Source organism: Rhodococcus sp. K11/5 (genome assembly GCF_055193735.1).
The window spans coordinates 1,642,287-1,668,556 of sequence record NZ_CM143721.1 but is presented as its reverse complement, the minus strand read 5'-3'; the positions used below and the strand labels follow the sequence as shown (position 1 = coordinate 1,668,556).

Sequence of the window (26,270 nt, the reverse complement as noted above, 5' to 3'; positions counted from 1 at the left end):
TCTTGCATCATGATCCGTCCTCCGTTTGCAGCCCGTGTCGCGCTCGGCCTCGCCGTGACGGTCGTGGAAGAGGCTCGCCGCCTACCCACCACCGCCGTCTCACTGCCGATGACCGCGGTGAGCCAGATGCTGCAGAACGCGATGCGGTTCCAGCAGACGGTGACCGAATTGGCCATCAAGGGTGACCAGGTCTTCTCGTTCATCGGCAGCCGTCCCCAGGAGCAGCCGTCCTGGGCGACGTTCGACGAGGACGAGCCGTCCTCGAGCCCCGCGCCCACCCCTCGACCTGCACCCGAGCCGGCCGCCGGTCACGACGACGAGGCCACCCCCGCGGGCCGCTTCGCCCTGTACTCCACCCCTCCCCACGAGGTCGAGACCGCGCCCAGCGCATCGCCCGCGCTGGCGGCCGCACCCACCGCCGTGCCGGAGATCGTCGAGTACCTCGACTACGAATCGCTGACACTGGCGCAGTTGCGCGCCCGTCTGCGGACCCTGTCGCTCGAGGATTTGGACGCACTGCTCGACTACGAGGTCGCGTCCGCCGATCGCGCGCCGTACCGCACGATGCTCGAGAACCGGATCACCACCGCCCGCGCCAAGTGACGTCCGACGCCACCACCTCGGGCGGCAGCAGCGCGGAGAATCCGTGGCCGGTGCGCACGGTTGCCACCAAGGTCGCAGGGTGGATCGATCGTCTCGGCAGTGTCTGGGTCGAGGGCCAGATCACCCAGATCAACGTGCGTCCCGGAACTCGCACCGCATTTCTCGTCCTGAGGGATCCGTCGGCGGACATGTCGCTCTCGGTGACCTGCTCCCCGGCGTTGATCCAGAGCTCGCCGGTCCCCCTCGTCGAGGGTGCTCGCGTCATCATGTTCGGCCGTCTGTCCTTCTTCACCGGGCGGGGCACCCTATCGCTGCGCGCGACGGACATCCGCGCCGTCGGGGTCGGAGAGCTGTTGGCCCGCATCGAGCGGCTGCGTTCGCTTCTCGCCGCCGAGGGCTTGTTCGATCCTCGACTCAAGCGCCCGCTCCCGTTCCTTCCTCGCACCGTCGGGCTGATCACCGCGCGCGCGAGCGCTGCGGAGAAGGACGTTCTCAGCGTCGCCCGGAAGCGGTGGCCGGCGGTGACCTTCGAGGTTCGACACACTCCGGTCCAGGGCCCGCAGGCCGTGCCCGGCATTCTCCGGGCGCTGACCGAGCTGGACCGCGATCCGGCTGTCGACGTGGTGGTCCTCGCTCGAGGCGGGGGCAGCGTCGAGGATCTCCTGCCGTTCTCCGACGAGGCGTTGTGCCGCGCCATCGTGGCCGCGACGACACCGATCATCAGCGCGATCGGGCACGAGCCGGACAGTCCGCTCAGCGATCACGTCGCCGACGTGCGTGCCGCCACCCCGACCGACGCAGCCAAGCGCGTCGTGCCCGACGCGGTGGCCGAACTGGAGCTCGTCGGCTCCCTGCGAGCCCGCAGTGCGGCGGCGCTCCGCAGCTGGGTCGAGCGGGAAGCGCGCGCTCTCGACGCCGTTCGGCAGCGACCGGTGCTCGCGGACCCACTCGGCGAGGTTCGCCGCCGCCACGACGAGATCGTCGAGATGCGCCGCGTGGTGCGTCGCGACGTCGAACGAGCGCTGGTACGCGAACAGACGTCGATCGACCACATGCGCGCCCGGCTCACGGCGCTCGGCCCGGCCGCGACGTTGGCCCGGGGTTATTCGGTGGTGCAGCGCGTGGTGCCCGGCTCGGATCACGAGGTGTTGCGCTCCATCGACGATGCTCCGCCGGGAACCCAACTCCGGGTCCGGGTCGCGGACGGCGTGGTCTCGGCGGTCACCATGGGTCGCAGCAGCTGACGGACGTCCCAGCAGCCGACCGGTCCCAGCAGCAGCCACCCGTATGCGACCCCCCGGACCCGTCGGCGACAATGGGCACATGAGCGAGACACCGGTGACCGAACTCGGCTACGAGGACGCACGCGACGAGCTGGTGGGTGTGGTCAAACTGCTGGAGCAGGGCGGCCTCGACCTCGATGCGTCGCTCGCATTGTGGGAGCGCGGCGAGGCGTTGGCCACCCGGTGCGAGGAACAGCTCGCCGGCGCTCGGGCCCGCATCGAGAAAGCCCTGGCGCGCGACGACGACTGATCGTCAGGAAGCCTCGACGATCGGAGCATCGCCCACGGCTTCGGCGAGCGTCACGAACTCGTCCGGGGATCCCGACCCGGTGATCGCCACTCGGGTTTCGCCCAGGTCGGCCACCCACACCGGCTCGGAGTTCTCCTCGTCGTAGACCACCCAGTCGACGTCGCCGACGGTCTCGGCACCCGTGGGCGCCTCGAGACGGGCACCCCGCGCGCGGTCCAGCGCGAGCTCCTGCTCGGGCGCATCCGTCTGCGTGAACGAGAGGAAGGTGCCGGCGTCGGTCACGAAACCCACTGTGCTGCCGGCGACCGATGCACCCCGAATCTCGGGTTGCGAGGCGGAGTTGGGGATCCATCCCTCGGGAACGGCGGGCTGCCTGATGGGGAAAGGAACGGCGTCGGCATCGACCTGGAGCGTGGCCGCGAGGTCGATGCGCGGCACCTCGCCCGCCTCGGGCCCACCGACCCGCAGCGAGCACTGCCCGGCGACGGCCGCGATCAGCAGACAACCGAGAATGAGCGGGATCAACGACCAGGCCATGTCCTTGTTGTTCTGCAGGATCCTGGGTTTCTTGTCGGCCATATCCTCCAGTAAAGCACCGACCCGCTCCGCCCCGGTCGCTGCAGGTTCACGAGGTCGACCGCCCGTGGGGTCGACGGTGATGCAACAATCACTTCACGTTCTTTGTGAGTCGATGTTCACTCTGCGTGGCACGGATCTTCGACGCTCGGCGCACCATCGGTCGAACGGCGAGCCGCGACCCGCGTCATGTGCAAGGAGGCACTCCCCCGATGACGGCCGACATTCCCACACGCATGGCACCAGATCGCAACCTGGCGCTCGAACTCGTCCGCGTCACCGAAGCCGGTGCACTCGCCTCCGGGCGTTGGGTCGGCCGCGGCGACAAGGAGGGCGGCGACGGTGCGGCCGTCGACGCGATGCGTCAACTAGTCCGGTCCGTGTCCATGAAGGGCACCGTGGTCATCGGTGAGGGCGAGAAGGACGAAGCGCCGATGCTCTACAACGGCGAAGAGGTCGGCAACGGCAACGGCCCCGAGGTGGACTTCGCCGTCGATCCCGTCGACGGAACCACGCTCATGGCCAAGGGCATGCCGAACGCCATCTCGGTGCTCGCAGTGGCCGAGCGCGGCGCGATGTTCGATCCGTCGGCGGTGTTCTACATGCGCAAGATCGCCGTCGGGCCGGATTTCGCCGACGCCGTCGACATCTCGGCACCGGTCGCGGAGAACATCTCCCGCGTTGCCAAGATCAAGAAGGGGTTCACCTCCGACGTCACCGTCTGCATCCTGGACCGGCCTCGGCACGCAGAGCTGATCCAGCAGGTTCGCGACACCGGTGCCCGCATTCGCCTCATCTCCGACGGTGACGTCGCCGGCGCCATCGCCGCGGCCCGGCCCACCTCCCCCATCGACATCCTGATGGGCACGGGCGGAACTCCCGAGGGAATCATCGCCGCCGCGGCCATGCGGTGCATGGGCGGCGCGCATCAGGGCATTCTCGCTCCCACGGACGACGACGAGCGCCAGAAGGCCATCGACGCCGGACACGATCTCGACCGCGTTCTGAACACCGAGGACCTGGTGTCGGGCGAGAACGTCTTCTTCACCGCGACCGGCATCACCGACGGCGACCTTCTGCAGGGTGTTCGCTACGCGGGCGGCGGAGCACACACTCAGTCGATCGTCATGCGATCCAAGTCCGGCACGGTGCGCATGATCGATGCGTACCACCAGTTGAACAAGCTCAAGGAGTACTCGTCCGTCGACTTCGACGGCGACACCTCCGGCGAGATCCCGTCCTTCTGACCGAGCGGCCCACAACCCGCTGACGAGACAATCGAAACGGCACGAGGTTCATGACAGACAACGATCAGCAGTTCCGTATCGAGCACGACACCATGGGAGAGGTTCGCGTCCCGATCGACGCGCTGTGGCGGGCCCAGACCCAGCGCGCCGTCGAGAACTTCCCCATCTCCGGCCGCCCCCTCGAGCGCACCCAGATCCGCGCCATGGGTCTGCTCAAGGCCGCCTGCGCACAGGTGAACAAGGACCTGGGCCTGCTCGACGGTGACAAGGCGGACGCCATCGTCGCGGCCGCGAGCGAGATCGCCGACGGCAAGCACGACGATCAGTTCCCCATCGACGTGTTCCAGACCGGGTCCGGTACCAGCTCGAACATGAACGCCAACGAGGTCATCGCGAGCATCGCCAAGAACGCCGGCGTCGAGGTGCATCCCAACGACCACGTGAACATGTCGCAGTCGTCCAACGACACCTTCCCCACCGCCACGCACGTAGCCGCCACGGAGGCGGCCGTGACGGACCTGATTCCCGCCCTCGAGTACCTGCACGAGGCGCTGGCCGCGAAGGCGTCGGAATGGAAGACCGTGGTCAAGTCCGGTCGCACGCACCTCATGGACGCCGTGCCGGTCACCCTCGGGCAGGAGTTCGGCGGATACGCCCGGCAGATCGAGGCGGGTATCGAGCGCGTCCGGTCCACCCTGCCGCGGCTGGGTGAGCTGCCCATCGGCGGCACCGCCGTCGGTACCGGACTGAACGCCCCCGACGGTTTCGGGCCCAAGGTCGTCGCGGAACTGGTCAAGTCGACCGGGGTCGACGACCTGACGCCGGCCAAGAACTCGTTCGAGGCTCAGGCCGCACGCGACGGACTGGTCGAGGCATCGGGCGCTCTGCGCACCGTCGCGGTGTCGCTGACGAAGATCGCGAACGACATCCGCTGGATGGGATCGGGCCCGCTGACCGGTCTGGGCGAACTCGCACTCCCCGACCTGCAGCCCGGCAGCTCGATCATGCCCGGCAAGGTCAATCCGGTTCTCCCCGAGGCCGCCACGCAGGTCGCGGCGCAGATCGTCGGCAACGACGCAGCCATTGCCTGGGGCGGTGCGGCCGGCGCGTTCGAGCTCAACGTCTACATCCCGATGATGGCCCGCAACCTTCTCGAATCGTTCAAGCTTCTCGCGAACGTCTCGCGGCTGTTCGCCGACAAGTGCGTCGTCGGTCTCGAGGCCAACGTCGATCACCTCAAGACCCTCGCCGAGTCGTCGCCGTCGATCGTGACGCCGCTGAACTCCGCGATCGGCTACGAGGAGGCCGCCGCCGTGGCCAAGCAGGCGCTGAAGGAGAAGAAGACGATTCGCGAGATCGTCATCGCGCGCGGACTCGTTCCGGAGAAGTTGTCCGAAGAAGAGCTCGACAAGCGTCTGGACGTGCTGGCCATGTCCAAGGTTCAGGACTGATCGCTCCACCCACTGATCGCTCCACCCACCAACGAGTCAGGGGCACCCTCGGTCGCGCAGACGGACCGGGGGTGCCCCTGACTCGTACCGGGAGCGAGACTCGTACCGGGAGCAAGCAGATCAGCGCGAGGCCGACACCACCGCGTCGAGTTCGGCGCGAGCCGCCAGCCCGTCCTCGCCCAGGCCGTCGCGGCCGGCCACGTTCCACCGCTCGAGCAGCGGACGGATGACGTGCTCGAGCTCGATGTCGCGGTCGTACAGACCGGCGTCGGCCAGCAGCGCGTTGCTGTTTCCGCGGCCGGGAAGGTCGACGGACGGCGCCTCGAAGGACGCGACCGAGTCGGCGATCGCCCGCATCGTGTCGTCGAGATCGGAATTCAGCGCGGCGTCGACCAGGTCGGCGAAGAGCGCCCCCTGCAACTCGTCGTCCTGAGCGATCCGCGCGAAGATGCTGGCGAGGAGCGCGTCCTCGCAAGCATCGGCCGCGCGGCGGTGACGGACGGCGGCGGACCGCTCGTCCAGCGCGAACTTCACCAGAATGTGCAGCGCGTGCAGCGACGGCGCCGAGTAGCCGGTGGTCATGTGCTCGATGCGGACACGCTCGAGGTCGATCGGATCCACCGAGCGGGTGGTCATCAGGTAGTTGCGGAGCACGATCGCGTGCCGGTTCTCCTCCGCGGTCCAGCGTCCGACGAACTTCCACCAGGTGTCGTTGGACCGGAGGGCGAACGCCAGATCGCGGTGGTACTCGGGGAAGTTGTCCGCCAGCAGCACACCGACGGTGGCGGCCAGCACCTCGACGTCGGTGATGGTGACCTGGTCCGCGGACCAGTCCTCGCCACCCAGAAACGCGAAGTTACGACCGGAATCCCACGGAACGAAATCGTGTGGCTGCCACTCCTGCGCAGCCTCGATGTGCCGTTCCAACGCCTGTGCGACGTCGGGTTCCAGCTCGTTCAACAGGTCCTTGTCGGTTTTCGGCATCTTTGCAGCATAACGGCCCACTCACCGACCCCCACCCGACGCGGACCCCCGCGACCGGGATTCATGCCATGTCACTATTCGCGGCGGGCGCGATCGTGCACACACCGAAGAGCGCGGCCGGACCAAGGGACCGCCCGGCCGCGCTCGGACGGGAGATCAGGCCGGTCCGAATTCCTCGAGCATCTCGGTCACCAGCGCGGCGATCGGTGACCGCTCGGACCGCGTCAGGGTGATGTGCGCGAAGAGGGGGTGCCCCTTCAGCTTCTCGATGACCGCGGCGACGCCGTCGTGCCGGCCGACCCGGAGGTTGTCGCGCTGCGCCACGTCGTGGGTCAGCACCACTCGCGATCCGGTGCCGAGCCGCGACAGCACCGTGAGCAGCACGTTGCGTTCGAGGGACTGCGCCTCGTCGACGATGACGAACGAGTCGTGAAGCGACCGACCGCGGATGTGAGTCAGCGGGAGCACCTCGAGCATGCCGCGAGCGGAGACCTCCTCGATGACCTCGGGACTGGCGAGACCGTCGAGCGTGTCGAAGACCGCCTGTGCCCACGGACCCATCTTGTCGCTCTCGCTACCGGGCAGATACCCCAGTTCCTGACCACCGACGGCGTAGAGCGGGCGGAACACGACGACCTTGCGATGAGTGCGGCGTTCGAGCACGGCCTCGAGTCCGGCGGTCAGCGCGAGAGCCGACTTACCGGTACCGGCCTTGCCGCCGAGCGAGACGATCCCGATGCTCTCGTCGAGCAGCAGGTCGAGAGCGACGCGCTGCTCGGCCGAGCGTCCGTGCAGTCCGAAGGCCTCCCGCTCCCCTCGCACCAGCTGCACCTGCTTGTCCGGGGTGACCCGACCGAGGGCACTCGACGATCCGCCGAGCAGGCGCACGCCGGTGTGGCACGGCAGGTCCCGGGCCTCGTCGATGTCGGCGACACCGTCGGCGAAGAGGGCGTCGATGGTGGCGCGCGTCGATTCGACCTCCGCCATCCCGGTCCACCCCGACGGCACGACGTCGTGAGCGTGGTACTCGTCGGCGGGCAGTCCCACGGCCCCGGCCTTGACCCGAAGCGGAATGTCCTTGCTCACCAGCACCACGTCGCGTCCCTCCGCGGCGAGGTTCAACGCGCACGCGAGGATGCGGGAATCGTTGGTGTCGGTCCGGAAACCCACCGGGAGCACGGACGGGTCCGTGTGATTGAGCTCGACCTGCAGCGTTCCTCCCTCGGTGCCGATGGGCACCGGCTGGTCGAGTCGACCGTGTTCGACGCGCAGATCGTCGAGCATGCGCAACGATTCCCGGGCGAACCAGCCCAGCTCGTGGTGATGTCTCTTGCCCTCGAGCTCGCCGATGACGACGAGGGGCAGGATGATCTCGTGTTCCGCGAAGCGGATCACGGCCCAGGGGTCCGAGAGCAGGACCGAGGTGTCCAGCACGTACGTGCGGACGGAAGCAACGGTGGAGACGGAGCGAGCTGCGGTCACGTGGGGCTCCTAGCAATGCGCGAGAAACGCACATCCGTCGATCTTCGAGGACCGGTCGGCTCCGACGTCGCGGGGCCGGGACCGGCCCCTCGCAACTGAAGAATCAGTCATGTCGAAAGGCCTCCCGTACGGATGGCTTCCCCGCCACCCGCGACTTCGACGCTACTGCCGGTGCACCGCTCCGGCGCGCTGATCGCCGTTGGCGTGTCGATGAACAGCGCGTAACGAACGGCTCACCGCAGGCGCTCACCCGTCCGCCCGTTTCGCATTCCCCGCGTCGGGTCCGGTGTTAGCTTCGCCCGATGCAGAACGCTCAGGAGATGACGACGATCGACGGCACGCGCGGAACGGTGAAGTACCGCTCCTGGCCGACCACCACCCCGCGATTCGTCGTGGTGATCGCGCACGGGTACGGCGAGCATTCCGGGCGGTACGGGCACCTCGCCTCGACACTGACGGCCGCCGGCGCCGCGGTCTACGCGCCCGACCACCACGGGCACGGCGAGTCCGACGGCGATCGGGCGGTGATCCGCGATGTCGAGGCGATCGTGGCCGACGTACACGCGATCGCCGACATCGCTCGCGGTGAGCATCCGGATCTGCCGGTGGTGCTCGTCGGCCATTCGATGGGTGGGTTGATCGCGACCCGGTTCGCGCAGACCCATCCCGGCGAGTTGGCCGCGCTGGTGCTGTCGGGTCCGCTGGTGGGCAAGAACCCGGCGTTCGCGATGCTGCTGTCGATGGACGAGATTCCCGACGTCCCCATCGATCCCGAGGTCCTCTCCCGCGACACCGCCGTCGGTCAGGCCTACCTGGCCGATCCGCTCGTGTACCACGGCCCCTTCGCACGGACCACGCTCGAGACGTTCGACGCCGCGATCGAGACGGTCGCCGAGTCCGGATCGCTGGGCGACCAGCCGACCCTGTGGCTGCACGGCGGGGACGACCAGCTGGTTCCCCTCGACGCGACGACCGCCGCGATGACGTCGCTGCGTGGGCCGAACTTCGAGGAGAAGGTGTATCCCGGTGCGCGGCACGAGATCTTCAACGAGACCAACCGCGCGGAGGTGGAGCAGGACGTCGTCGACTTCCTCGACCGCGCCGGTCTGATCACGATCGAGGACTGACCACCGGGCCGTACAACTCGGGACGACGGTCCGTGAGATACGGGTTGGCCCGACGCGCTGCATCGACGATCTCGGTGTCGACGGTTGCCGTGATCGGACCGGTTCCGGTGACGCGACGATCGAGGACGACGGCGTCGGGGCCGACGATGCTGCTGCGCCCGACGTAGGTGGTCTCGCCTTCCGCACCGACGTGATCGACGTAGGCCACGTACATCTGGTTCTCCCAGGCGCGCACCGGGATCACGACGTCGGCGACGAACGCGAACGGTTCCATCAACGCTGTGGGGACCACGAGTACGTGTACCCCGGCGAGCGCCGCCGCACGGACGTTCTCGGGGAACTCCACGTCGTAGCAGATCAGCACCCCCAGTCGCACACCCGCGACATCGACGACGGTCACCGAATCGCTTCCCGCGGTGTAGAACTCGCGGTCGAGCGCACCGAACAGGTGCGACTTGCGATGCTGCGCCGTCACCGTTCCCTCGGCATCGATCACGACCGCGGCGTTGTAGAGGGCGTCGCCGTCCACCACGGGGAGACCGGCGACGATCGCGACGCCGTGGCGCCGACAGATCGACGCGACGTCCTCGATCAGGTCCGGGCGTGCCAGATCCCGTACGGCGGAACCGATGTCGTACCCCGTGACGAACATCTCGGTCGTGACGAGGAGATCGACCCCCGCAGCCGCGGCGTCACGCGCGGCCGCGTCGAGTTCGGCGAGGTTCGCCGGGACGTCACCCGGCGTACCCGCCGACTGCAGACCTCTGATGGTCAGCTTCACGGGGCGTCAGCCGAGCAGGCCCCAGTCCTCCAACCCCTCGTACAGGGGCAGGCTCTTCGCGAGGGTGCCGACGCGAGCGCGGAGCGAATCCGAGGCCTCGCCGGTGGCCAGCGCCGTCGCGATGATGTCGGCGACCTCCGTGAACTCGGCTTCGCCGAATCCCCGGCTGGCGAGGGCCGCCGTGCCGATGCGCAGACCGGACGTGACCATCGGCGGACGGGGGTCGAAGGGAACGGCGTTGCGATTGACCGTGATCCCGACCTCGTGGAGCAGATCCTCGGCCTGCTGGCCGGTCATCTCCGAGTTGCGCAGGTCGACCAGCGTCAGGTGGACATCGGTTCCGCCCGTGAGCACCGACACGCCCTGGCCGGCGACATCGGAGCCGGTGAGCCGGTCCGCCAGCAACGACGCGCCGAGGAGGGTGCGTTCCTGACGCTCCCGGAATTCCGGGGTGGCCGCGATCTTGAACGCGACGGCCTTGGCGGCGATCGCGTGCATCAGCGGTCCGCCCTGCTGGCCCGGGAAGACCGCGGAGTTGAGCTTCTTGGCCCACTCCTTCTTGGCCAGGATGATGCCCGAGCGCGGGCCACCGAGCGTCTTGTGCACGGTGGAGGACACCACGTCCGCGTACGGAACCGGGGACGGGTGCACGCCCGCGGCAACGAGGCCCGAGAAGTGCGCCATGTCGACCCAGAGGAGAGCGCCCACCTCGTCGGCGATGGAGCGGAACGCCGCGAAGTCCTGATGGCGGGGGTACGCGGACCAGCCGGCGATGAGCACCTGCGGTCGCGCGGCGAGCGCCTGCTTGCGGACCTCGTCCATGTCGATGCGGTGATCTTCCTTGCTCACACCGTAGGACTCGACCTCGTAGAGCTTGCCCGAGAAGTTGAGCTTCATACCGTGGGTGAGGTGACCACCGTGTGCGAGGTCGAGGCCCATGATCTTGTCGCCGGGCTCGATGAGGGCCATCAACACGGCCGCGTTGGCCTGCGCACCCGCGTGCGGCTGCACGTTGGCGAACTCGGCGCCGAAGAGTTCCTTCGCGCGGTTGCGCGCGAGGTCCTCGATGACGTCGACGTGCTCGCACCCGCCGTAGTACCGGCGTCCCGGGTACCCCTCCGCGTACTTGTTGGTCAGCACGCTGCCCTGGGCCTGCAGGATCGCGCGGGGCACGAAGTTCTCGGACGCGATCATCTCCAGCGTGTCGCGCTGGCGACCGAGCTCACCCGCCATCGCCGCGGCGACCTCCGGGTCCAGCTCGGACAACGGGGCGGAGTCGATGTTGGTTCGGGACACGGGGGCGGCAGTCATCGCAGAGATCTCCAGGAACGAGGGGCGAGCAGTCGCGATCCAGTCTAGGCCGATCGATCAGCGTAGTTGCGACGGGATCAGCGGCTCGTCCAGCAGACGCTCGAAGCGGTCGCCGCGCTCCTCCGGCGAGTCCGCCCGGTCCAACCACGAGTGGAGCAGCCGGTATCCCTCGACGTAGGTACTGGTGTAGGCCCGCCACAGGGGCGAGGACAGGAAACGAAGCATCTGCCGTGATCGCTCCGGAGTCGCGAGCGACCAGCGTTGCAGGAACGCGGCGACGTCGTCCTGGCTGCTCTTGCTGTCGTGCAGCAGCAGCGCGGCGTCCTGGCGAACTCCGAGCAGCTTCGCCGACGCCGTGGACAGCGCCTCCGCCCGTTCGCCGTCGAAGCGGAGTCCGAGATCGGCGTAGATCTCCTGCGCCCACACTCCCCAACCGGGTCCGACGATCGCGTCGAGTGCGAGGTCCGCGAGCCCCTCGGCCATGAGACATTGCGGGGTGTTGACCACGAACAGCGTCTGTTCGGCCTGACCGCCCGCGTGGACGAGACCGGCCTCCTTCCGGCAGTGCTCGGTGTGGTGACCGGGGTAGGACTCGTGGGCGATGAGGTGCGGAAGGTGCGCCATGTGTTGTTTCAGGTCGGAGTTGATCGCCACCGTCGACCGGTAGTCACCGAGGTAGTAGTTGAATCCCGACCACGGCTTGTCCCCCACCACCTCGTAGGTCACCTGCTCGTGGTCGGGCAGCGGGAACCGGGAGCGCACCCGCTCGCGCAGGGCCGAGGAGAAGGCGAGCACGCAGTCCTCGAGCCGTTCCGGCGGTATCTCGTCGGCGGCGCGATGAGCCCGCACTCGGTCGGCGAGCGGGCCCGACCCCGGCAGCACCTCGTCCATCGCCCGATGCGCCTGCCGGTAGTCCTCGGGATCCCCCGCGGTGATGCGAACGTCGAAGTACGCCTGCACCTCGTCGACGAAACCGATGTCCTCGCCGCCGAGCTTGCGCGCCGAGCACTCGAGCGCACGCAGGTGCACCTCCAGAAATGCGGTGCGATCGGCGGACAGATCCGTCGACGTCAACTCGGCGCGGAGTTCCGCAGCGCGCCGCGCGAGAGCCGCCGGCTGCGGCGGCGGCGCGTTCTCCACCTGCCGGCGCAGGGCCGGATCACCGGTGTACGCGTCGACGAAGCCGTTCTCGATGCGGTCGAAGGACAGACCGAGCAGGAGATACTCACGAACCAGAGTCGCAGCGTGCATGGTTTTCGACACTAGTCCTCGTGATCGGTGACGGTGTCGGGCCGATGCGCCCCACCCGAGTGGTCACTCGGGTGGGGCACCGCGCACAATTCCCCCATGGAGACAGCGTGTCCCGAGTGAACGAGTCGAGTCCGTACGTGGAATTCGACCGCCGTCAATGGCGCACCCTGCGCAATTCGACGCCGCTCGTGCTCACCGAGGACGAGCTGACCGGACTCCGTGGGCTCGGCGAGCAGATCGACCTCGACGAGGTCGCGGAGGTCTACCTGCCTCTCGCGCGTCTGATCCACCTCCAGGTCGCCGCCCGGCAACGATTGTTCGCAGCCACCGCGACGTTCCTCGGCGAGAAGACTCCGGACCGGCAGGTCCCGTTCGTCATCGGCATCGCCGGGTCGGTCGCCGTCGGCAAGTCGACGACGGCCCGTGTGCTCCAGGCCCTGCTCGCCCGGTGGGAGCACCATCCTCGGGTCGACCTCGTCACTACCGACGGTTTCCTCCACCCGACGGCCGAGCTGATTCGGCGAAACATCATGCATCGCAAAGGTTTTCCCGAGAGCTACGATCGTCGCAAGCTGCTCCGGTTCGTCACCGAGGTCAAGTCCGGCTCGGAAGCGGTTCGGGCGCCGGTCTATTCGCACATCTCCTACGACATCGTGCCCGGTGAATTCACCGAGGTGCGCCAGCCGGACATCCTCGTCATCGAGGGTCTCAACGTCCTGCAGACCGGCCCGCGACTCATGGTGTCCGATCTGTTCGATTTCTCCATATATGTCGACGCACGGATCGAGGACATCGAGAAGTGGTACGTGGACCGATTTCTCGCGCTCCGAACCACCTCGTTCGCCGACCCTCGGTCGCACTTCCACCATTACTCCGGACTGTCGGACGAGCACGCACGCCTGGCCGCCGCCGACATCTGGCAGTCGATCAACCGACCTAATCTGGTGGAGAACATCCTTCCCACCCGACCTCGCGCGACGCTCGTCCTGCGCAAGGACGCCGACCACGCCATCAATCGGTTGCGACTGCGAAAGCTCTGAGCGAGGCGGCAGCAGCGGACGGCCGAGTCGAACCGGGTCGGTCAGGCGCCGAAACGGCGGTGCCGCGCGGCGAAATCACGCAGCGCGCGGAGGAAGTCCACGCGGCGGAACTCGGGCCAGTAGGCCTCGGTGAACCAGATCTCCGAGTACGCGCTCTGCCACAGCAGGAACCCGGACAGTCGCTGCTCTCCGGAGGTGCGAATCACCAGATCGGGGTCCGGCTGCCCCGAGGTGTAGAGATGGGCGTCGATGCCCTCCACCGTGACGGCGTCGACCAGATCGCCACCCTCGGTTCCGCGCTCGACCTCGTCGACGAGGAGCGAGCGGACGGCGTCGGCGATCTCCTGCCGACCTCCGTATCCGACGGCAACGTTCACGTGGGTGCCGGTGCGCCCCCCGGTCCCGGCCGCGGCGTCACGGAGTCGGCGCGCGGATTCCGCCGGTAGCAACTCCATCGTGCCGACGATCTTCACGCTCCAGTTCTTGCCCGGACCGCTGATCTCCTCGACGACGTCGGTGATGATCTCGAGCAGGGAATCGAGCTCGTCCGGGGTACGCCGGAGGTTCTCCGTGGAGAGAAGGTAGATCGTGGCCATCTCGATCCCGGCCATGTCGCACCAGGTGAGGAGTTCGGCGATCTTCAGCGCCCCCATCCGGTGGCCGTGACTGACGTCGGTGAACCCGTTCTCCCTGGCCCACCGCCGATTTCCGTCGCACATGACCGCGACGTGTCGGGGTTGCCGAGCGCCCTCGAGCTGGCGCAGGAGCCGCCGCTCGTACAGCGAATAGAGCAGACCGCGAGCCTTCACTCAGGTCCCCGCTTTCGCCGTTGTCGACACGGAGGACCACCATACGCCCGGATCGGTTTCCCTCCGGTGCGCCCGGGTACTCGCCCGAGGACCGGTGGAACGGAAGATCGGCACAACCGCCGAGCAGCCGAACCCCAGACCAGCCGAACCGCAGACCAGGAGAACCCATGAGCGTGACCTCCGCGGACGCGGTGGTGATCGGCGCCGGGCACAACGGGCTGGTGGCCGCCACCGCCCTCGCCGACGCCGGCTGGGACGTCGTCGTCCTCGAAGGACAACCCACCCCCGGCGGCGCGGTACGCAGCGCCGAGCTCACGGACGGCTACGTCAGCGACCTCTTCAGCGCCTTCTACCCGATGGGCGTCGCCTCCCCCGCCATGACCGCGCTCGAACTCGATCGCGTGGGACTGCGGTGGACTCACTCGCCGACCGTCTACGGCCACGCTCGACACGCGTTCGACGAGGACGCGCCGGTGGTGCACCACCGACCCGAGGACACCGCGGCCGTTCTCGCCGCCCACGATCCGCGGGACGGCGATGCCTGGATGGATCTTTTCGAGCAGTGGAACCGCATCCGCGACCCACTGCTCGCGTCGTTGTTCGGCGCGTCGTTTCCGCCCGTGCGCGGCGCGGCCCGCCTCTTCCGCGAGCTCGGTACCGCGGACACCGTTCGCTTCCTGCGGTTCGCCCTGCTCCCCGCACGCGCGATGGCGCACGAACTCTTCCACAGCGAGGCCGCACGGGTTCTGCTCCTGGGAAACGCCATGCACACCGACGTCCCGACCGACGCTCCGGGCGGCGGAATCATGGGCTACCTGCTGACGATGCTCGCGCAGGACAGCGGGTTCCCGGTACCGGTGGGCGGGGCCGGAGAACTGACAGCGGCAATGGTGCGTCGGGCCGAGTCCGCCGGCGCTCGGGTGCTGTGCGATCAGGACGTCGTCGACATCGAGGTCCGCGGCGGAACCGCGGTCGCTGCGCGGACGTCCTCCGGGGACACCTTCCGCGCCCGGCGAGCCATCGTCGCGGACGTCTCCGCACCCGCCCTGTACTCGTCTCTCCTTCCGTCGGATGCCGTTCCTTCCGCGTTGCGTCGCGAACTCCGCACGTTCGAGTGGGACACCCCGGTGGTGAAGGTGAACTACGCGCTCTCCGAGCCCATTCCGTGGCGGTCGCCCAGCCTGCAGGGTGCCGGCACCGTACATCTCGGGGCCGACGACGACGGCCTGGTGCGCTGGAATGCCGACCTCGTGACCGGGCGCGTCCCGGACCGTCCGTTCATGCTGTTCGGCCAGATGACGACCGCCGACCCGACGCGGTCACCGGCGGGGACCGAGAGCGCATGGGCGTACACGCACCTCCCGCGGGGCGTGGTCGACGACGCCTCGGCGGACACCCTCGCCGACCGCGTCGACGCGGTTCTGGAGGAACACGCGCCCGGCACGATGTCCACCGTCGTGGGTCGACACGTGCAGCGGCCGAGCGATCTGACCGCTCACGACGCGAACCTGGTCGGCGGAGCGGTGAACGGTGGCACGTCGCAATTGCAACAGCAACTGGTGTTCCGGCCCACGGTGGGTCTGGGCCGAGCCGAGACCCCGATCCGGAACCTGTTCCTGGGCAGTGCCTCGGCGCACCCGGGGGGCGGGGTTCACGGTGCGCCCGGCCTCAACGCCGCTCGATCCGCGCTGCGGCAGCACGGGCCGGCCGGGCGGATTCATCGCCGGGTGACCAGCACATTGCTGGATGCGGTGATCGGGGATCGGTCACACTGAGCGGATGACCAACTTACGGTAGCGTAACTTCCGTGACTGTCTTCGGGCTCGACGAACTACCCGTCAAGCCGCGAATGCGGGGGTGGATCCACCTGTACGCGTTCGCGGTGTCCGTCGTGTGCGGCATCGTTCTGGTGACGCTGGCCTTCACGCTGGGTTCCGTGCGCGCAGGTCTCGCGGTGACGGTGTACGCCGTCACCACCTGCCTTCTGTTCGGTGTCAGCGCCACGTATCACCGCGTCACGTGGCGCACGCCGGCCAGCCGGATCTGGATGAAACGCGCCGACCACTCGATGATCTTTCTGTTCATCGCCGGCAGCTACACGCCCTTCGCGCTGCTGGGGCTCTCTCCCTCGACCGGCGACACGATCATGATCGTGGTGTGGGCCGGCGCGCTCGGCGGCGTCGCTCTCAAGATGCTGTGGCCGACCGCGCCCAGCTGGGTCGGCGTACCGCTGTACCTGATCCTCGGATGGGCCATCGTCCCGGTCGCCGGACAACTGACCGCCACGATGGGCGTCGCGCCGATGGCGTTGCTGGTGGCCGGCGGCGTGTTCTACAGCGTCGGAGCCGTTCTGTACGCCACCAAGTGGCCCAATCCGTGGCCCGGCACCTTCGGGCACCACGAGTTCTTCCACGCCGCGACGGTCATCGCGGCTCTGTGCCACTACATCGCGGTGTGGCTGCTCATCTTCTGACCGCGAGCCGACACGCGTCGGATGCGATCAGGTCGGTCGACGGTCGATTCCGTCGCGATCGGTCCCCTCGTCGGCCACCTGATCGGGGGTCGGGTCGTCGGGCTCGAACGATGCCGGCAGCTTCTTGAAGCGACTGTTCATGGACCGCACCAGAAATGCGGTGCCGACCAGCAACAACAGGATGATGACCAGTCCCACGGGTGAGGCCTTGCCGAACTCCGGGCCGGTGCTCTGCTGAGCGTGCAGCACCACGTCGGAGGCCTGCGCGAGCCACAGCGCGTTCGTCACCGTGTTCATGCGTCACCACCGACGCCGACGAACAGGTCGGTCTCCGGCATGGACGTCCGCACGCGGGTGCGGGCGAGCTCGTACTCCTCGGTGGGCCACAGCTTCTGCTGGACCTCGATCGGCACGGCGAAGAAGCGTCCGTTGGGATCGATCTGCGTGCGGTGCGCGCGCAGCGCGTCGTCACGCTGCTGGAAGAACTCCGAGCATTCCACCTGGGTGGTGATGCGCTCCATGATCTCGTCGCGATCCGCCGACCAATTGGCGAGCCACTCCGTGTAGGGACCCTCCTCGCCCCGCGCGATGACCTCGTCGTTGAACAGCTGCATCCGCTTGCGGATGAATCCGTGCGAGTAGTACAGCTTGGAGACCTCCCAGGCCTCCCCCGTGTCCGGGTACTGCTCGGGGTCGGCAGCCGCCTCGTACGCGGCGACGGACACCTCGTGGCAGCGGATGTGATCCGGATGCGGGTAGCCACCCTTCTCGTCGTACGTCGTCATGACGTGCGGCTTGAAGTCACGCACCACCTTCACGAGCGCCTCGGTCGACTCCTCGAGCGGGACCAGCGCGAAGCAACCCTCGGGAAGCGGTGGGAGCGGGTCCCCCTCCGGTAGGCCGGAATCCACGAAACCCAACCAGGTCTGGTCCACGCCCAGGATCGCGGCGGCAGACGCCATTTCTTCCCGGCGCACCTCGGACAGGCGTTCCCGGATTCCGGGAATGTCCATCGCGGGATTGAGGATGTCGCCGCGTTCGCCGCCCGTCAGCGTGACCACCAGAACCTCGTGGCCCTCCGCCGCATAGCGGGCCATCGTGGCCGCGCCCTTGCTGGATTCGTCGTCGGGATGGGCGTGCACTGCCATCAACCGCAGTCCGCTCACGTGTTCCTCACTTCGGTTCTCATCGCTGTCCATCGTGCCACTGACGTCCATGGTCCCACTTCTCGGCAGCCGCACCGACCTCCGGTCCGCCCACACGACGCAGATCACGTTCGCGTGCGGCAAGGACCTCCTACAGGCCGGGTACCGTGGATGTCCTATGAGCAAGTCGACACCGGCGGGACCGACTGCGTCCACGCCGCTCCCCGAAGGTCGTTATCCGTCGGGACACAGCGCCACCCCGTCGCGAATCCTCGCGATCGCGCTGACCGCGCTCGTCATCGCCCTCGGCGGCGCCGTCGCGTACCTCGGCTACACCAAGTTCACGAACAACGACGTCGAGGGAAACCTGGTGTCCTTCGACATCGTCGACGACAGTTCGGTCGACATCCTCCTCACCGTCACTCGTGACGATCCGTCGCAACCCGCCGTCTGCATCGTCCGGGCGCGGTCCCGGGACGGATCGGAGACCGGTCGCCGGGAGGTCGTGGTTCCCGCGTCGGATTCGGGCAGCGTGGAGATCCGCACCACCGTCGTCACCTCGGCTCCTCCCGGCATGGCCGACCTGTTCGGATGCGGTCTGACCGTTCCGGGGTACCTGTCCGGACGGTGACCTCCACGCGGACGGCGGGAAACAGTCCGGGCGTTCCGTGGTAAATTGTCCAGGTACACGGCTCACCTTGTGGTGCCGTGTATTACTGCATTTCCGGGCGTGCGCAGGCAGTTCGCCGCACCCCGGCCCCCGCTTTTCCGAGCAAGGAGTGATCGAGATGACCGAGACCCAGGTGACGTGGCTGACCCAGGAGTCGCACGATCGGCTCAAGGGCGAACTCGACCAGCTCATCGCGAACCGACCGGTCATCGCCGCCGAGATCAACGAGCGGCGTGAAGAGGGCGACCTCAAGGAGAACGGTGGCTACCACGCCGCCCGTGAGGACCAGGGTCAGCAGGAAGCGCGTATTCGCCAGCTCCAGGAACTGTTGAACAACGCCAAGGTCGGCGAGGCACCCACGCAGTCCGGCGTCGCACTGCCCGGATCGGTCGTCAAGGTCTACTACGACGGTGACGAGTCGGACTCCGAGACCTTCCTCATCGCCACCCGTGAAGAGGGCGCCCGCGACGGCAAGCTCGAGGTCTACTCCCCCAACTCCCCGCTCGGTGGCGCGCTCATCGACGCCAAGGTCGGCGACACCCGGGAGTACACGCTGCCCAACGGAAAGACGATGAAGGTCACACTCGTCAGCGCGGAGCCGTACCACAACTGATCCGCACAACCCGCTCGACCTGCACCGTCTCCGTTCGGAGGCGGTGCAGCGTCGTGTCCGGACCTCTCGTTGCGCTTCTCGGACGGGAATACCCGTGGGGTTCCCGGGCGCTGCGTGTAACGGCCGGTCACCCGAGAAGCGATGTCAGGAGCGGAGGTGCAACAACAATGAGTCTTGCAACCAAGGCATTCGCAGGTTTCGACATCGACGGCATGCACGTACGCCTCGTGGTCACCGATTCCTCCTGCGTCCGCGACGCGGCCGAGGCCGCTCGCGTCGAACTCGATGCTTCGCTGGACGTCACCTCGTCCGACCGCCCGAACTCCGAGCTCAGCACCCTGAACCGCTCGTTCGGGCGCACCGTCCGCATCTCCCCCGCGCTGCGCACCCAACTGCAGCACGCCCTCGACGCCGCCGCGCTGACCGCCGGTGCCGTCGATCCGGTCCGCACCTCGTCCGCGTCGAACGACGCATCCTGGGACGAGATCGAGCTGGACGCCACCACCGTCCGCCTCCCCGCCTGGTGCACCGTGAACCTCGACGCCACCGCGCTCGCCGTCACGGTGGACCGCATCACCTCCTCGCTCGCGGCCCGCTTCGGTTGCGGCGTTCTCATCTCCGTCGCCGACCACGTCGCCGTCGCCGGACCGAACCCCGTCAGCGGCTGGCAGGTCTCGCTCGCCTCGGGTCAGGTGTCGATCACCTCGGGCACGACACTGGTCACCCGCAGTGCCGCCGCGACGGCGACCGTCACGGCATCGTCCGCCGTCGTCGCCGCAGCTCTGTCGGACGCAGCCGCCCACGGGGACATCGAGTCCCTCGCCGGCACCGCCGAGCGGGCGTCGGCGCAGTTCGTCACCGCGGCCTGACCACCGTTCGTCACCGCGGTCCGGCCGCCGGTCGTCACCGCGCCCCGGCCGCCGACCGTTACCGCGGCCCGGCCGCAGCGTACCGTTACTCCTGGACCTGCACGTCGTAGCCGCTGTCGCTCAACGCGGCCAGTACCGCCGCGCGGTGGTCGGGCCCACGAGTTTCCAGCGTCATCATGATCTCGACCTCGTCGAGCGCCAGCCGGTCCGCGGTGCGGGCGTGGATCACGTCGACCACGCTCGCCGCCGTGTCCCGGACCACGCCGAGTACGCCGACCAGCCCACCGGGACGATCGGGGATGACGATCCGAACCGCCAGGTAGCGGCCGGCCGCCCGCAGTCCGTGCGCCACGACATGGGTGAGCAGCAGGGGATCGATGTTGCCACCGGACAGGACGGCCACGATCGGGCCGTCACCCGCGAACCGACTCGGGTGATCCATCAACGCGGCCGCCGCCGCGGCGCCTGCGGGTTCGACGATCAGTTTGGCCCGCTCCATGCACAGCAGCAGAGCGCGCGAGAGCGCATCCTCGCTGACCGTGACGACCGAATCCACGAGTTCGTCGACGTGGGCGAACGGAACGTCGCCCGGCATTCCCACGGCGATCCCGTCGGCCATCGTGGACATCGACGTCGCTCGGACCGGTGTCCCGGCCTTCAGCGAACCCGGCCACGCCGCCGCCTGTTCGGCCTGCACACCGACCACGCGGACGTCCTTGCCGCTGAGCGCGACCGCGGCCGCGACGCCGGCCACCAGACCCCCACCGCCGGTGGGCACCACGATGGTGCCGACGTCCGGCATCTGGTCCAGGATCTCGACTCCGACCGTGGCCTGCCCGGCCACCACGTCGATGTGATCGAACGGGTGGATCAGGACGGCCCCGGTCTCGTCGGCGAAGTCACGCGCAGCCACCAGTGCGTCGTCGACGGTGGTGCCCACCTGGTGGATCTGCGCGCCGTACGCCTTGGTGGCCACCACCTTGGGCAGCGGCGCACCGATCGGCATGAACACCGTCGAGGACGCGCCGAGTTCCGATGCCGCCCAGGCCACCCCCTGCGCGTGATTGCCCGCGCTGGCGGCGACCACTCCGCGAGCCCGTTCGGCGTCGGTCAACCGGGCGATGCGGTTGTACGCACCGCGCGGCTTGAACGAGCCGGTCCGTTGCAGGTTCTCGCACTTGAGCCAGACCTGGCGGCCGGTTCGATCGCTGAGCACACGAGAGGCGACCAGCGGGGTTCGCCTCATCACCGGACCCAGCAGGGCCAGCGCTCGATCGAGCTGGTCCTGCGTCACGAGGTTCATCGTCCGAGGATAAGCCGGATCGGTCGAATCAGCCGAGGGCCTGCTCGATGTCACCCACCAGATCGGCGCCGTCCTCGATGCCGACGGAGAACCGGACCAGATCGTCCGGGACCTCGAGCTTGGATCCGGCCGTCGACGCGTGGGTCATGGCACCGGGGTGCTCGATGAGCGACTCGACACCGCCCAGCGACTCGGCCAACGTGAAGATCTCCGTGCGTGCGCACAGATCGAGAGCGGCCTGGCGTCCCCCCGCGAGGCGAGCCGACACCATGCCGCCGAAGCGGCGCATCTGCTTCGCCGCGACCGCGTGGGACGGGTGCTCGGGCGATCCGGGGTAGATCACGCTCGACACGGCCGGGTGCGAGTTCAGCAGCTCGACCAGCATCTCGGCGTTGTCGCTGTGCCGCTCCATGCGCAGTGCCAGGGTCTTGATCCCACGCAGTGTGAGGAAGGCGTCGAACGGCCCCGGAACGGCGCCGGCCCCGTTCTGCAGGAAGGCGAACCCGGCGTCGAGTTCCTCGTCGTTCGTCACCAACGCGCCGCCGACGACGTCGGAGTGCCCACCGATGTACTTCGTGGTCGAGTGCAGGACGATGTCCGCGCCCAGCGGGATGGGTTGCTGGAGGTACGGGGACGCGAACGTGTTGTCCACCAACAGCTTCGCACCGGCCTCGTGGGCCACGCCCGCGAGCGCCTCGATGTCTCCCACGTTCAGCAACGGGTTGGTGGGGGTCTCGACCCACACCAGCTTGGTGTTCGGTCGGATCGCCTGCCGGACGGCGTCGACGTCGGACACCGCGGCGACCGAGTACTCGATGCCCCACTGGGTGAAGACCTTGTCGATCAACCGGAACGTGCCGCCGTAGGCGTCGTCGGGGATGACCAGGTGGTCACCGGGTCGCAGCACGGTGCGCAGTACGCAGTCCGTCGCCGCCATGCCCGACGCGAATGCGCGGCCGAAGTGGCCGAGTTCGAGAGCCGCCAGGTTGGCTTCGAGCGGTCGGCGCGTCGGGTTTCCGGTGCGTGCGTACTCGAAGCCGTTCCGCATCCCTCCGACGCCGTCCTGTTGGAACGTGGAGCTGGCGTAGATCGGGACGTTGACCGCCCCGGTCAGCGCATCGGGTTCGTATCCCGCGTGTACGGCGCGCGTGGAGAAACCCTGCCAGGACGAGGTGTCGGACTTGCTCCGCTGCTCACTCATACCGATCAGCCTATCGGCGCCGACAACCCCGGCGGTCAGGAGGCGGCGTTGACGAACCCCAGCAGATCGTGGCGAGTGATGACGCCCACGGGCTTTCCGTCCTCGACCACCATGAGGGCGTCGGTCTCGCCGAGCATCTTCGTCGCCGTCGACACCAACTCGCCGGCACCGACCATGGGGAACGCCGCGCTCATGTGCTTCGACACGGCGTCCGACATGGCCGCCCGCCCCTCGAACACCGCGCTCAGCAGGTCGCGCTCGCTGACGCTGCCCGCAACCTCACCGGCCATGACGGGCGGTTCCGCACCGACCACCGGCATCTGCGACACGCCGTACTCCTGCAGGATCTCGATCGCGTCGCGCAACGTTTCGGAGGGGTGGGTGTGCACCAGGTCGGGCAGGTCGCCGGACTTGCCCCGCAGCACGTCACCGATCAGCGGTTCGGTCTTGTCACCGTCGAGCGGGGTGCGCAGGAACCCGTAGGAACTCATCCACTTGTCGTTGAAAATCTTGCCGAGGTAACCGCGGCCACCGTCGGGCAGCAACACCACCACGAGTGCGTCGGGACCTTCGCGCTCGGCGACCTCGAGCGCGGCGACCATGGCCATACCGCAGGATCCACCCACCAGCAGCCCCTCCTCGCGGGCGAGACGGCGGGTCATCTCGAACGAGTCGGCGTCGGACACGGCGATGATCTCGTCGGGAATGGCGGGGTCGTACGCGCTGGGCCAGAAGTCCTCGCCCACGCCCTCGACGAGGTAGGGCCGGCCGGTGCCGCCCGAGTAGACCGAACCCTCGGGGTCGGCTCCGATGACCTTCACGGTCCCGCCGGACATCTCCTTGAGATACCGGCCCACTCCGGTGATGGTTCCACCGGTGCCGACACCCGCGACGAAGTGCGTGATCTTGCCGTCGGTGTCGTTCCAGATCTCGGGTCCGGTGGTCTCGTAGTGGCTCTCGGGTCCGGCGGGGTTGGCGTACTGGTTGGGCTTCCAGGCGCCGTCGATCTCCCGCACCAGACGGTCGGAGACGCTGTAGTAACTGTTGGGGTCCTCCGGTGCCACCGCGGTGGGGCACACGACGACCTGGGCGCCGTACGCCCGCAGCACGTTGCGCTTGTCCTCGCCCACCTTGTCCGGGCACACGAACACGCACTTGTACCCGCGCTGCTGCGCGACCAGAGCCAGGCCGACTCCGGTGTTCCCCGACGTGGGCTCGACGATGGTCCCACCGGGGCGGAGCTCGCCCGATGCCTCGGCGGCGTCGACCATCTTGACCGCGATGCGGTCCTTCGCGCTCCCGCCGGGATTGAGGTACTCGATCTTCGCGGCGAGGGTGGCCGCCCCCTCGGCCACCACCGAGTTCACCTTCACCAGCGGGGTGTTGCCGATGAGGTCGACGACGTGGTTCGCAATGCGCATGGCACCATTCTCCCAGACGGCCGCCGACCCCTCCGACCCGGACACCGCCCTAGAATCGAGAGCGTGACACAGGGCAGTTGGAGAAGCGCGGCACGCGCCGGTGCGGCCACCGTGGTCGCCGGATCCGGTGCGGGCACGCTGTCGTGGGCCGCGTACCGCCACCTCATCGGACAGGCGACGACAGCGCGCACCGTCATCGGTCGAACCACGGCCAAACCACCCGAGGCCGACGGCGTCTACACCGCCGGGTGCGACGCCCCACAGAGGTGGCGGCGTGGCGTGGAATGCGACATCCATCTCATGATCTTCGGTGATTCGACGGCCGCCGGGATCGGGTGCCTCGTCGCCGACGAGGTTCCCGGGGTACTGGTCGCGCGTGGCCTGGCCGAGGAGACCGGAAAACGAATTCGGTTGAGCACGAAAGCCATTCCCGGCGCCACGTCGAAGGGCCTGGAGGGCCAGGTCGACGCCATGCTGATCGCCGGTCCACCGCCGGACGCCGCCGTGATCTTCATCGGGGCCAACGACGTCACCAAGAAGCACGCGGTCTCGTCGTCCGCGGAACGTCTGGGCACCGCGGTCTCCCGGTTGCGCGACAAGGGCACCGTCGTGGTCGTCGGAACCTGTCCCGATCTCGGCGTCGTCACCGCCATACCCCAACCCCTGCGCAGCGTCGTCCGCACGTGGGGACACCGTCTCGCACGCGCCCAGACCTCGGCCACCCTCGCCGCGGGCGGCCATCCCGTCGCTCTCGCGGACCTGCTCGCGCCGGAGTTCCTGGCCGCGCCCGATCGCATGTTCTCCGCCGACCGCTTCCACCCGTCCGCGGCCGGGTACGAGCTCGCCGCGCAGCAGGTCCTCCCCGTGCTCGCCGCCGCGCTCGGCGAGTGGGCCGGTGGTCCGCTTCCCACCCTGCCCACCGTGTCGGACGTCGCCGAGTCCCGTCGGTTCGTCGCGCGCCTCACCGACGCCGCCAACCGGCACGTCATGCGCCGGGAGCCCCGAGCCGACCTGCCGTAGGCGACCGGGCGGAGGGGGCGCCGTGTACGAGGAATGTCACACTCAGGACGAATGCCCCCACCACACGAGGAGTTCCGCACATGCCAGAAGCAGTGATCGTGTCCATCGCACGCTCTCCCATCGGCCGCGCCATGAAGGGGTCGCTCGTCAGCATGCGACCGGACGACCTCGCGGCACAGATGGTGAAGGCCGCCCTGGACAAGGTTCCCGCCCTCGACCCCACGCAGATCGACGACCTGATCATGGGCTGCGGTCTTCCCGGCGGCGAGCAGGGCTTCAACATCGGCCGCAACGTCGCGATTCAGCTGGGGTATGACTTCCTCCCCGGCACCACCGTCACCCGGTACTGCTCGTCCTCGCTGCAGACGACGCGCATGGCGCTGCACGCGATCAAGGCCGGCGAGGGTGACGTGTTCATCTCCGCGGGTGTCGAGACCGTGTCCCGCTTCGTCAAGGGCAACTCCGACTCGTTGCCGGACACCCAGAACGCCGTCTACGCCGACGCGCAGGCACGCACCGCGAAGCTCGCCGAGGGCGGCGAGAAGTGGGTCGACCCTCGCGAGTCCGGCAATCTGCCCGACGCGTACATCGCCATGGGTCAGACGGCGGAGAACGTCGCGCAGGTCACCGGCATCTCCCGCGAGGAGCAGGACCGGTGGGGCGTGCGGTCGCAGAACCGCGCCGAGGAGGCCATCGCCAAGGGTCACTTCGCCAACGAGATCACCCCGGTCACCCTGGCCGACGGCACCGTCGTCAGCACCGACGACGGTCCCCGCGCGGGAACGAAGTACGAGGTGGTCAGCCAGCTCAAGCCCATCTTCCGGCCCGACGGCACCGTGACCGCCGGCAACGCGTGCCCGCTCAACGACGGTGCCGCCGCCCTGGTGATCATGTCCGACACCAAGGCCAAGGAACTCGGCCTGACCCCGCTGGCGCGCATCGTGTCCACGGGTGTCTCCGGTCTGTCCCCCGAGATCATGGGCCTCGGTCCGATCGAGGCGTCGAAGAAGGCCCTCGCGCTGGCCGGCAAGACGATCGACGACATCGATCTGGTCGAGATCAACGAGGCCTTCGCGGTGCAGGTCATCGGTTCGGCGCGCGAGCTGAAGATCGACGAGGACAAGCTCAACGTCTCCGGCGGCGCGATCGCCCTGGGCCACCCGTTCGGTATGACGGGCGCTCGCATCACCGCGACCTTGCTCAACAACCTGCAGGCGCACGACAAGCAGTTCGGTCTCGAGACCATGTGCGTCGGTGGCGGACAGGGCATGGCGATGGTGCTCGAACGCCTCAGCTGAGTTCTCCCGGACGACGAGAAGGGCCCCGAGCGCGTGCGCTCGGGGCCCTTCTTCGTGCGGAC

26 protein-coding genes are annotated in these 26,270 nt (G+C 68.4%); 14 read left to right on the top strand and 12 right to left on the bottom strand.

The genetic code is table 11. The features are described 5' to 3' along the window. Positions 1-9: 9 nt before the first annotated feature. The 3 genes from ACY466_RS08125 to ACY466_RS08115 all read left to right on the top strand — a co-directional run bounded on the left by ACY466_RS08125 (position 10) and on the right by ACY466_RS08115 (position 2,136). Complete coding sequence (locus ACY466_RS08125) at positions 10-603, top strand: lipid droplet-associated protein (RefSeq protein ID WP_463251465.1); 594 nt, start codon at positions 10-12, stop codon at positions 601-603. Continuing rightward, the gene (xseA, locus tag ACY466_RS08120; RefSeq protein ID WP_463251463.1) at positions 600-1,847 is read left to right on the top strand and encodes an exodeoxyribonuclease VII large subunit; all 1,248 of its coding nucleotides are present in this window, start codon (positions 600-602) and stop codon (positions 1,845-1,847) included. The genes ACY466_RS08125 and xseA overlap by 4 nt, the downstream gene beginning before the upstream one ends. A gap of 79 nt (positions 1,848-1,926) precedes the next feature. After that, entirely contained in the window at positions 1,927-2,136 is a 210-nt protein-coding gene (locus tag ACY466_RS08115) for an exodeoxyribonuclease VII small subunit (protein WP_463251461.1), read from the top strand. A gap of 3 nt (positions 2,137-2,139) precedes the next feature. Here the strand turns inward: ACY466_RS08115 and ACY466_RS08110 are convergent, their stop codons facing one another. Beyond that, positions 2,140-2,715, bottom strand: a complete 576-nt coding sequence (locus ACY466_RS08110) for a DUF4245 domain-containing protein (protein ID WP_463251458.1) — start codon at positions 2,713-2,715, stop codon at positions 2,140-2,142. 209 nt (positions 2,716-2,924) lie between these two features. Between ACY466_RS08110 and glpX the strand changes: the two genes are divergently transcribed. Both glpX and ACY466_RS08100 read left to right on the top strand, forming a co-directional pair. Then, positions 2,925-3,959, top strand: a complete 1,035-nt coding sequence (glpX, locus tag ACY466_RS08105; RefSeq protein ID WP_463251456.1) for a class II fructose-bisphosphatase — start codon at positions 2,925-2,927, stop codon at positions 3,957-3,959. 50 nt (positions 3,960-4,009) lie between these two features. Next, positions 4,010-5,410, top strand: a complete 1,401-nt coding sequence (locus tag ACY466_RS08100; protein WP_463251454.1) for a class II fumarate hydratase — start codon at positions 4,010-4,012, stop codon at positions 5,408-5,410. Between the two features lie 120 nt (positions 5,411-5,530). Here ACY466_RS08100 and ACY466_RS08095 read toward each other — a convergent pair whose 3' ends face one another. Together ACY466_RS08095 and ACY466_RS08090 are read right to left on the bottom strand one after the other, a co-directional pair. Then, the gene (locus ACY466_RS08095; RefSeq protein WP_463251451.1) at positions 5,531-6,394 is read right to left on the bottom strand and encodes an acyl-ACP desaturase; all 864 of its coding nucleotides are present in this window, start codon (positions 6,392-6,394) and stop codon (positions 5,531-5,533) included. Between the two features lie 156 nt (positions 6,395-6,550). Next, positions 6,551-7,876: a PhoH family protein gene (locus tag ACY466_RS08090; RefSeq protein ID WP_463251448.1), complete on the bottom strand. Its 1,326-nt coding sequence runs from the start codon at positions 7,874-7,876 to the stop codon at positions 6,551-6,553. A 302-nt stretch (positions 7,877-8,178) separates the two neighbouring features. Here ACY466_RS08090 and ACY466_RS08085 point away from each other — a divergent pair, with 302 nt between their 5' ends. After that, complete coding sequence (locus ACY466_RS08085) at positions 8,179-9,003, top strand: alpha/beta hydrolase (protein WP_463251446.1); 825 nt, start codon at positions 8,179-8,181, stop codon at positions 9,001-9,003. On the opposite strand, the gene ACY466_RS08080 is transcribed toward ACY466_RS08085, so the two are convergent. Genes ACY466_RS08080 through ACY466_RS08070 form a run of 3 tightly spaced genes read right to left on the bottom strand, consistent with a single transcriptional unit; the run spans position 8,987 to position 12,346 of the window. After that, positions 8,987-9,784 carry a carbon-nitrogen hydrolase family protein gene (locus ACY466_RS08080; RefSeq protein WP_463251443.1) on the bottom strand — a complete coding sequence of 266 codons (798 nt, stop codon included), beginning with the start codon at positions 9,782-9,784 and terminating at the stop codon, positions 8,987-8,989. The two genes, ACY466_RS08085 and ACY466_RS08080, sit on opposite strands and share 17 nt — an antisense overlap. Positions 9,785-9,790: 6 nt before the next feature. Then, on the bottom strand, positions 9,791-11,095 hold the full coding sequence (gene glyA, locus ACY466_RS08075) for a serine hydroxymethyltransferase (protein WP_463251441.1): 1,305 nt from the start codon (positions 11,093-11,095) through the stop codon (positions 9,791-9,793). 57 nt (positions 11,096-11,152) lie between these two features. Beyond that, positions 11,153-12,346, bottom strand: coding sequence for a DUF885 domain-containing protein (locus tag ACY466_RS08070; RefSeq protein ID WP_463251439.1), 1,194 nt, complete (start codon positions 12,344-12,346; stop codon positions 11,153-11,155). A gap of 107 nt (positions 12,347-12,453) precedes the next feature. On the opposite strand from ACY466_RS08070, the gene coaA reads away from it, so the two are divergent. Beyond that, entirely contained in the window at positions 12,454-13,386 is a 933-nt protein-coding gene (coaA, locus tag ACY466_RS08065) for a type I pantothenate kinase (protein ID WP_463251437.1), read from the top strand. Positions 13,387-13,427: 41 nt separating this feature from the next. On the opposite strand, the gene ACY466_RS08060 is transcribed toward coaA, so the two are convergent. Then, positions 13,428-14,195 carry an isoprenyl transferase gene (locus ACY466_RS08060; RefSeq protein WP_463251436.1) on the bottom strand — a complete coding sequence of 256 codons (768 nt, stop codon included), beginning with the start codon at positions 14,193-14,195 and terminating at the stop codon, positions 13,428-13,430. A gap of 167 nt (positions 14,196-14,362) precedes the next feature. Here ACY466_RS08060 and ACY466_RS08055 point away from each other — a divergent pair, with 167 nt between their 5' ends. Next, positions 14,363-15,970, top strand: coding sequence for a phytoene desaturase family protein (locus ACY466_RS08055; protein ID WP_463251434.1), 1,608 nt, complete (start codon positions 14,363-14,365; stop codon positions 15,968-15,970). 32 nt (positions 15,971-16,002) lie between these two features. Further along, on the top strand, positions 16,003-16,668 hold the full coding sequence (trhA, locus tag ACY466_RS08050; protein WP_463251432.1) for a PAQR family membrane homeostasis protein TrhA: 666 nt from the start codon (positions 16,003-16,005) through the stop codon (positions 16,666-16,668). Between the two features lie 27 nt (positions 16,669-16,695). Here the strand turns inward: trhA and ACY466_RS08045 are convergent, their stop codons facing one another. Both ACY466_RS08045 and mca read right to left on the bottom strand, forming a co-directional pair. Beyond that, positions 16,696-16,965: a hypothetical protein gene (locus tag ACY466_RS08045; protein ID WP_463251429.1), complete on the bottom strand. Its 270-nt coding sequence runs from the start codon at positions 16,963-16,965 to the stop codon at positions 16,696-16,698. Then, positions 16,962-17,834, bottom strand: a complete 873-nt coding sequence (mca, locus tag ACY466_RS08040; protein WP_463251425.1) for a mycothiol conjugate amidase Mca — start codon at positions 17,832-17,834, stop codon at positions 16,962-16,964. Before mca ends, ACY466_RS08045 begins: the two co-directional genes overlap by 4 nt. Before the next feature lie 157 nt (positions 17,835-17,991). On the opposite strand from mca, the gene ACY466_RS08035 reads away from it, so the two are divergent. The 3 genes from ACY466_RS08035 to ACY466_RS08025 all read left to right on the top strand — a co-directional run bounded on the left by ACY466_RS08035 (position 17,992) and on the right by ACY466_RS08025 (position 19,965). Further along, entirely contained in the window at positions 17,992-18,444 is a 453-nt protein-coding gene (locus tag ACY466_RS08035; protein ID WP_463251423.1) for a DUF4307 domain-containing protein, read from the top strand. Positions 18,445-18,601: 157 nt separating this feature from the next. Further along, a complete protein-coding gene (greA, locus tag ACY466_RS08030) occupies positions 18,602-19,096 on the top strand; it encodes a transcription elongation factor GreA (RefSeq protein ID WP_463251421.1) in 495 nt (164 codons plus the stop codon). A 167-nt stretch (positions 19,097-19,263) separates the two neighbouring features. Next, positions 19,264-19,965, top strand: coding sequence for an FAD:protein FMN transferase (locus tag ACY466_RS08025; RefSeq protein WP_463251419.1), 702 nt, complete (start codon positions 19,264-19,266; stop codon positions 19,963-19,965). A gap of 85 nt (positions 19,966-20,050) precedes the next feature. On the opposite strand, the gene ilvA is transcribed toward ACY466_RS08025, so the two are convergent. Genes ilvA through ACY466_RS08010 form a run of 3 tightly spaced genes read right to left on the bottom strand, consistent with a single transcriptional unit; the run spans position 20,051 to position 23,890 of the window. Further along, positions 20,051-21,268, bottom strand: coding sequence for a threonine ammonia-lyase (gene ilvA, locus ACY466_RS08020; RefSeq protein WP_463251416.1), 1,218 nt, complete (start codon positions 21,266-21,268; stop codon positions 20,051-20,053). 28 nt (positions 21,269-21,296) lie between these two features. Beyond that, positions 21,297-22,469 carry a cystathionine gamma-synthase gene (locus ACY466_RS08015; protein WP_463251414.1) on the bottom strand — a complete coding sequence of 391 codons (1,173 nt, stop codon included), beginning with the start codon at positions 22,467-22,469 and terminating at the stop codon, positions 21,297-21,299. 35 nt (positions 22,470-22,504) lie between these two features. Next, positions 22,505-23,890: a cystathionine beta-synthase gene (locus ACY466_RS08010; RefSeq protein ID WP_463251411.1), complete on the bottom strand. Its 1,386-nt coding sequence runs from the start codon at positions 23,888-23,890 to the stop codon at positions 22,505-22,507. Between the two features lie 63 nt (positions 23,891-23,953). On the opposite strand from ACY466_RS08010, the gene ACY466_RS08005 reads away from it, so the two are divergent. After that, positions 23,954-24,910, top strand: a complete 957-nt coding sequence (locus ACY466_RS08005) for an SGNH/GDSL hydrolase family protein (RefSeq protein WP_463251409.1) — start codon at positions 23,954-23,956, stop codon at positions 24,908-24,910. Positions 24,911-24,990: 80 nt separating this feature from the next. Beyond that, a complete protein-coding gene (locus tag ACY466_RS08000; RefSeq protein WP_463251406.1) occupies positions 24,991-26,208 on the top strand; it encodes an acetyl-CoA C-acetyltransferase in 1,218 nt (405 codons plus the stop codon). The last annotated feature ends 62 nt before the right edge of the window (positions 26,209-26,270 follow it).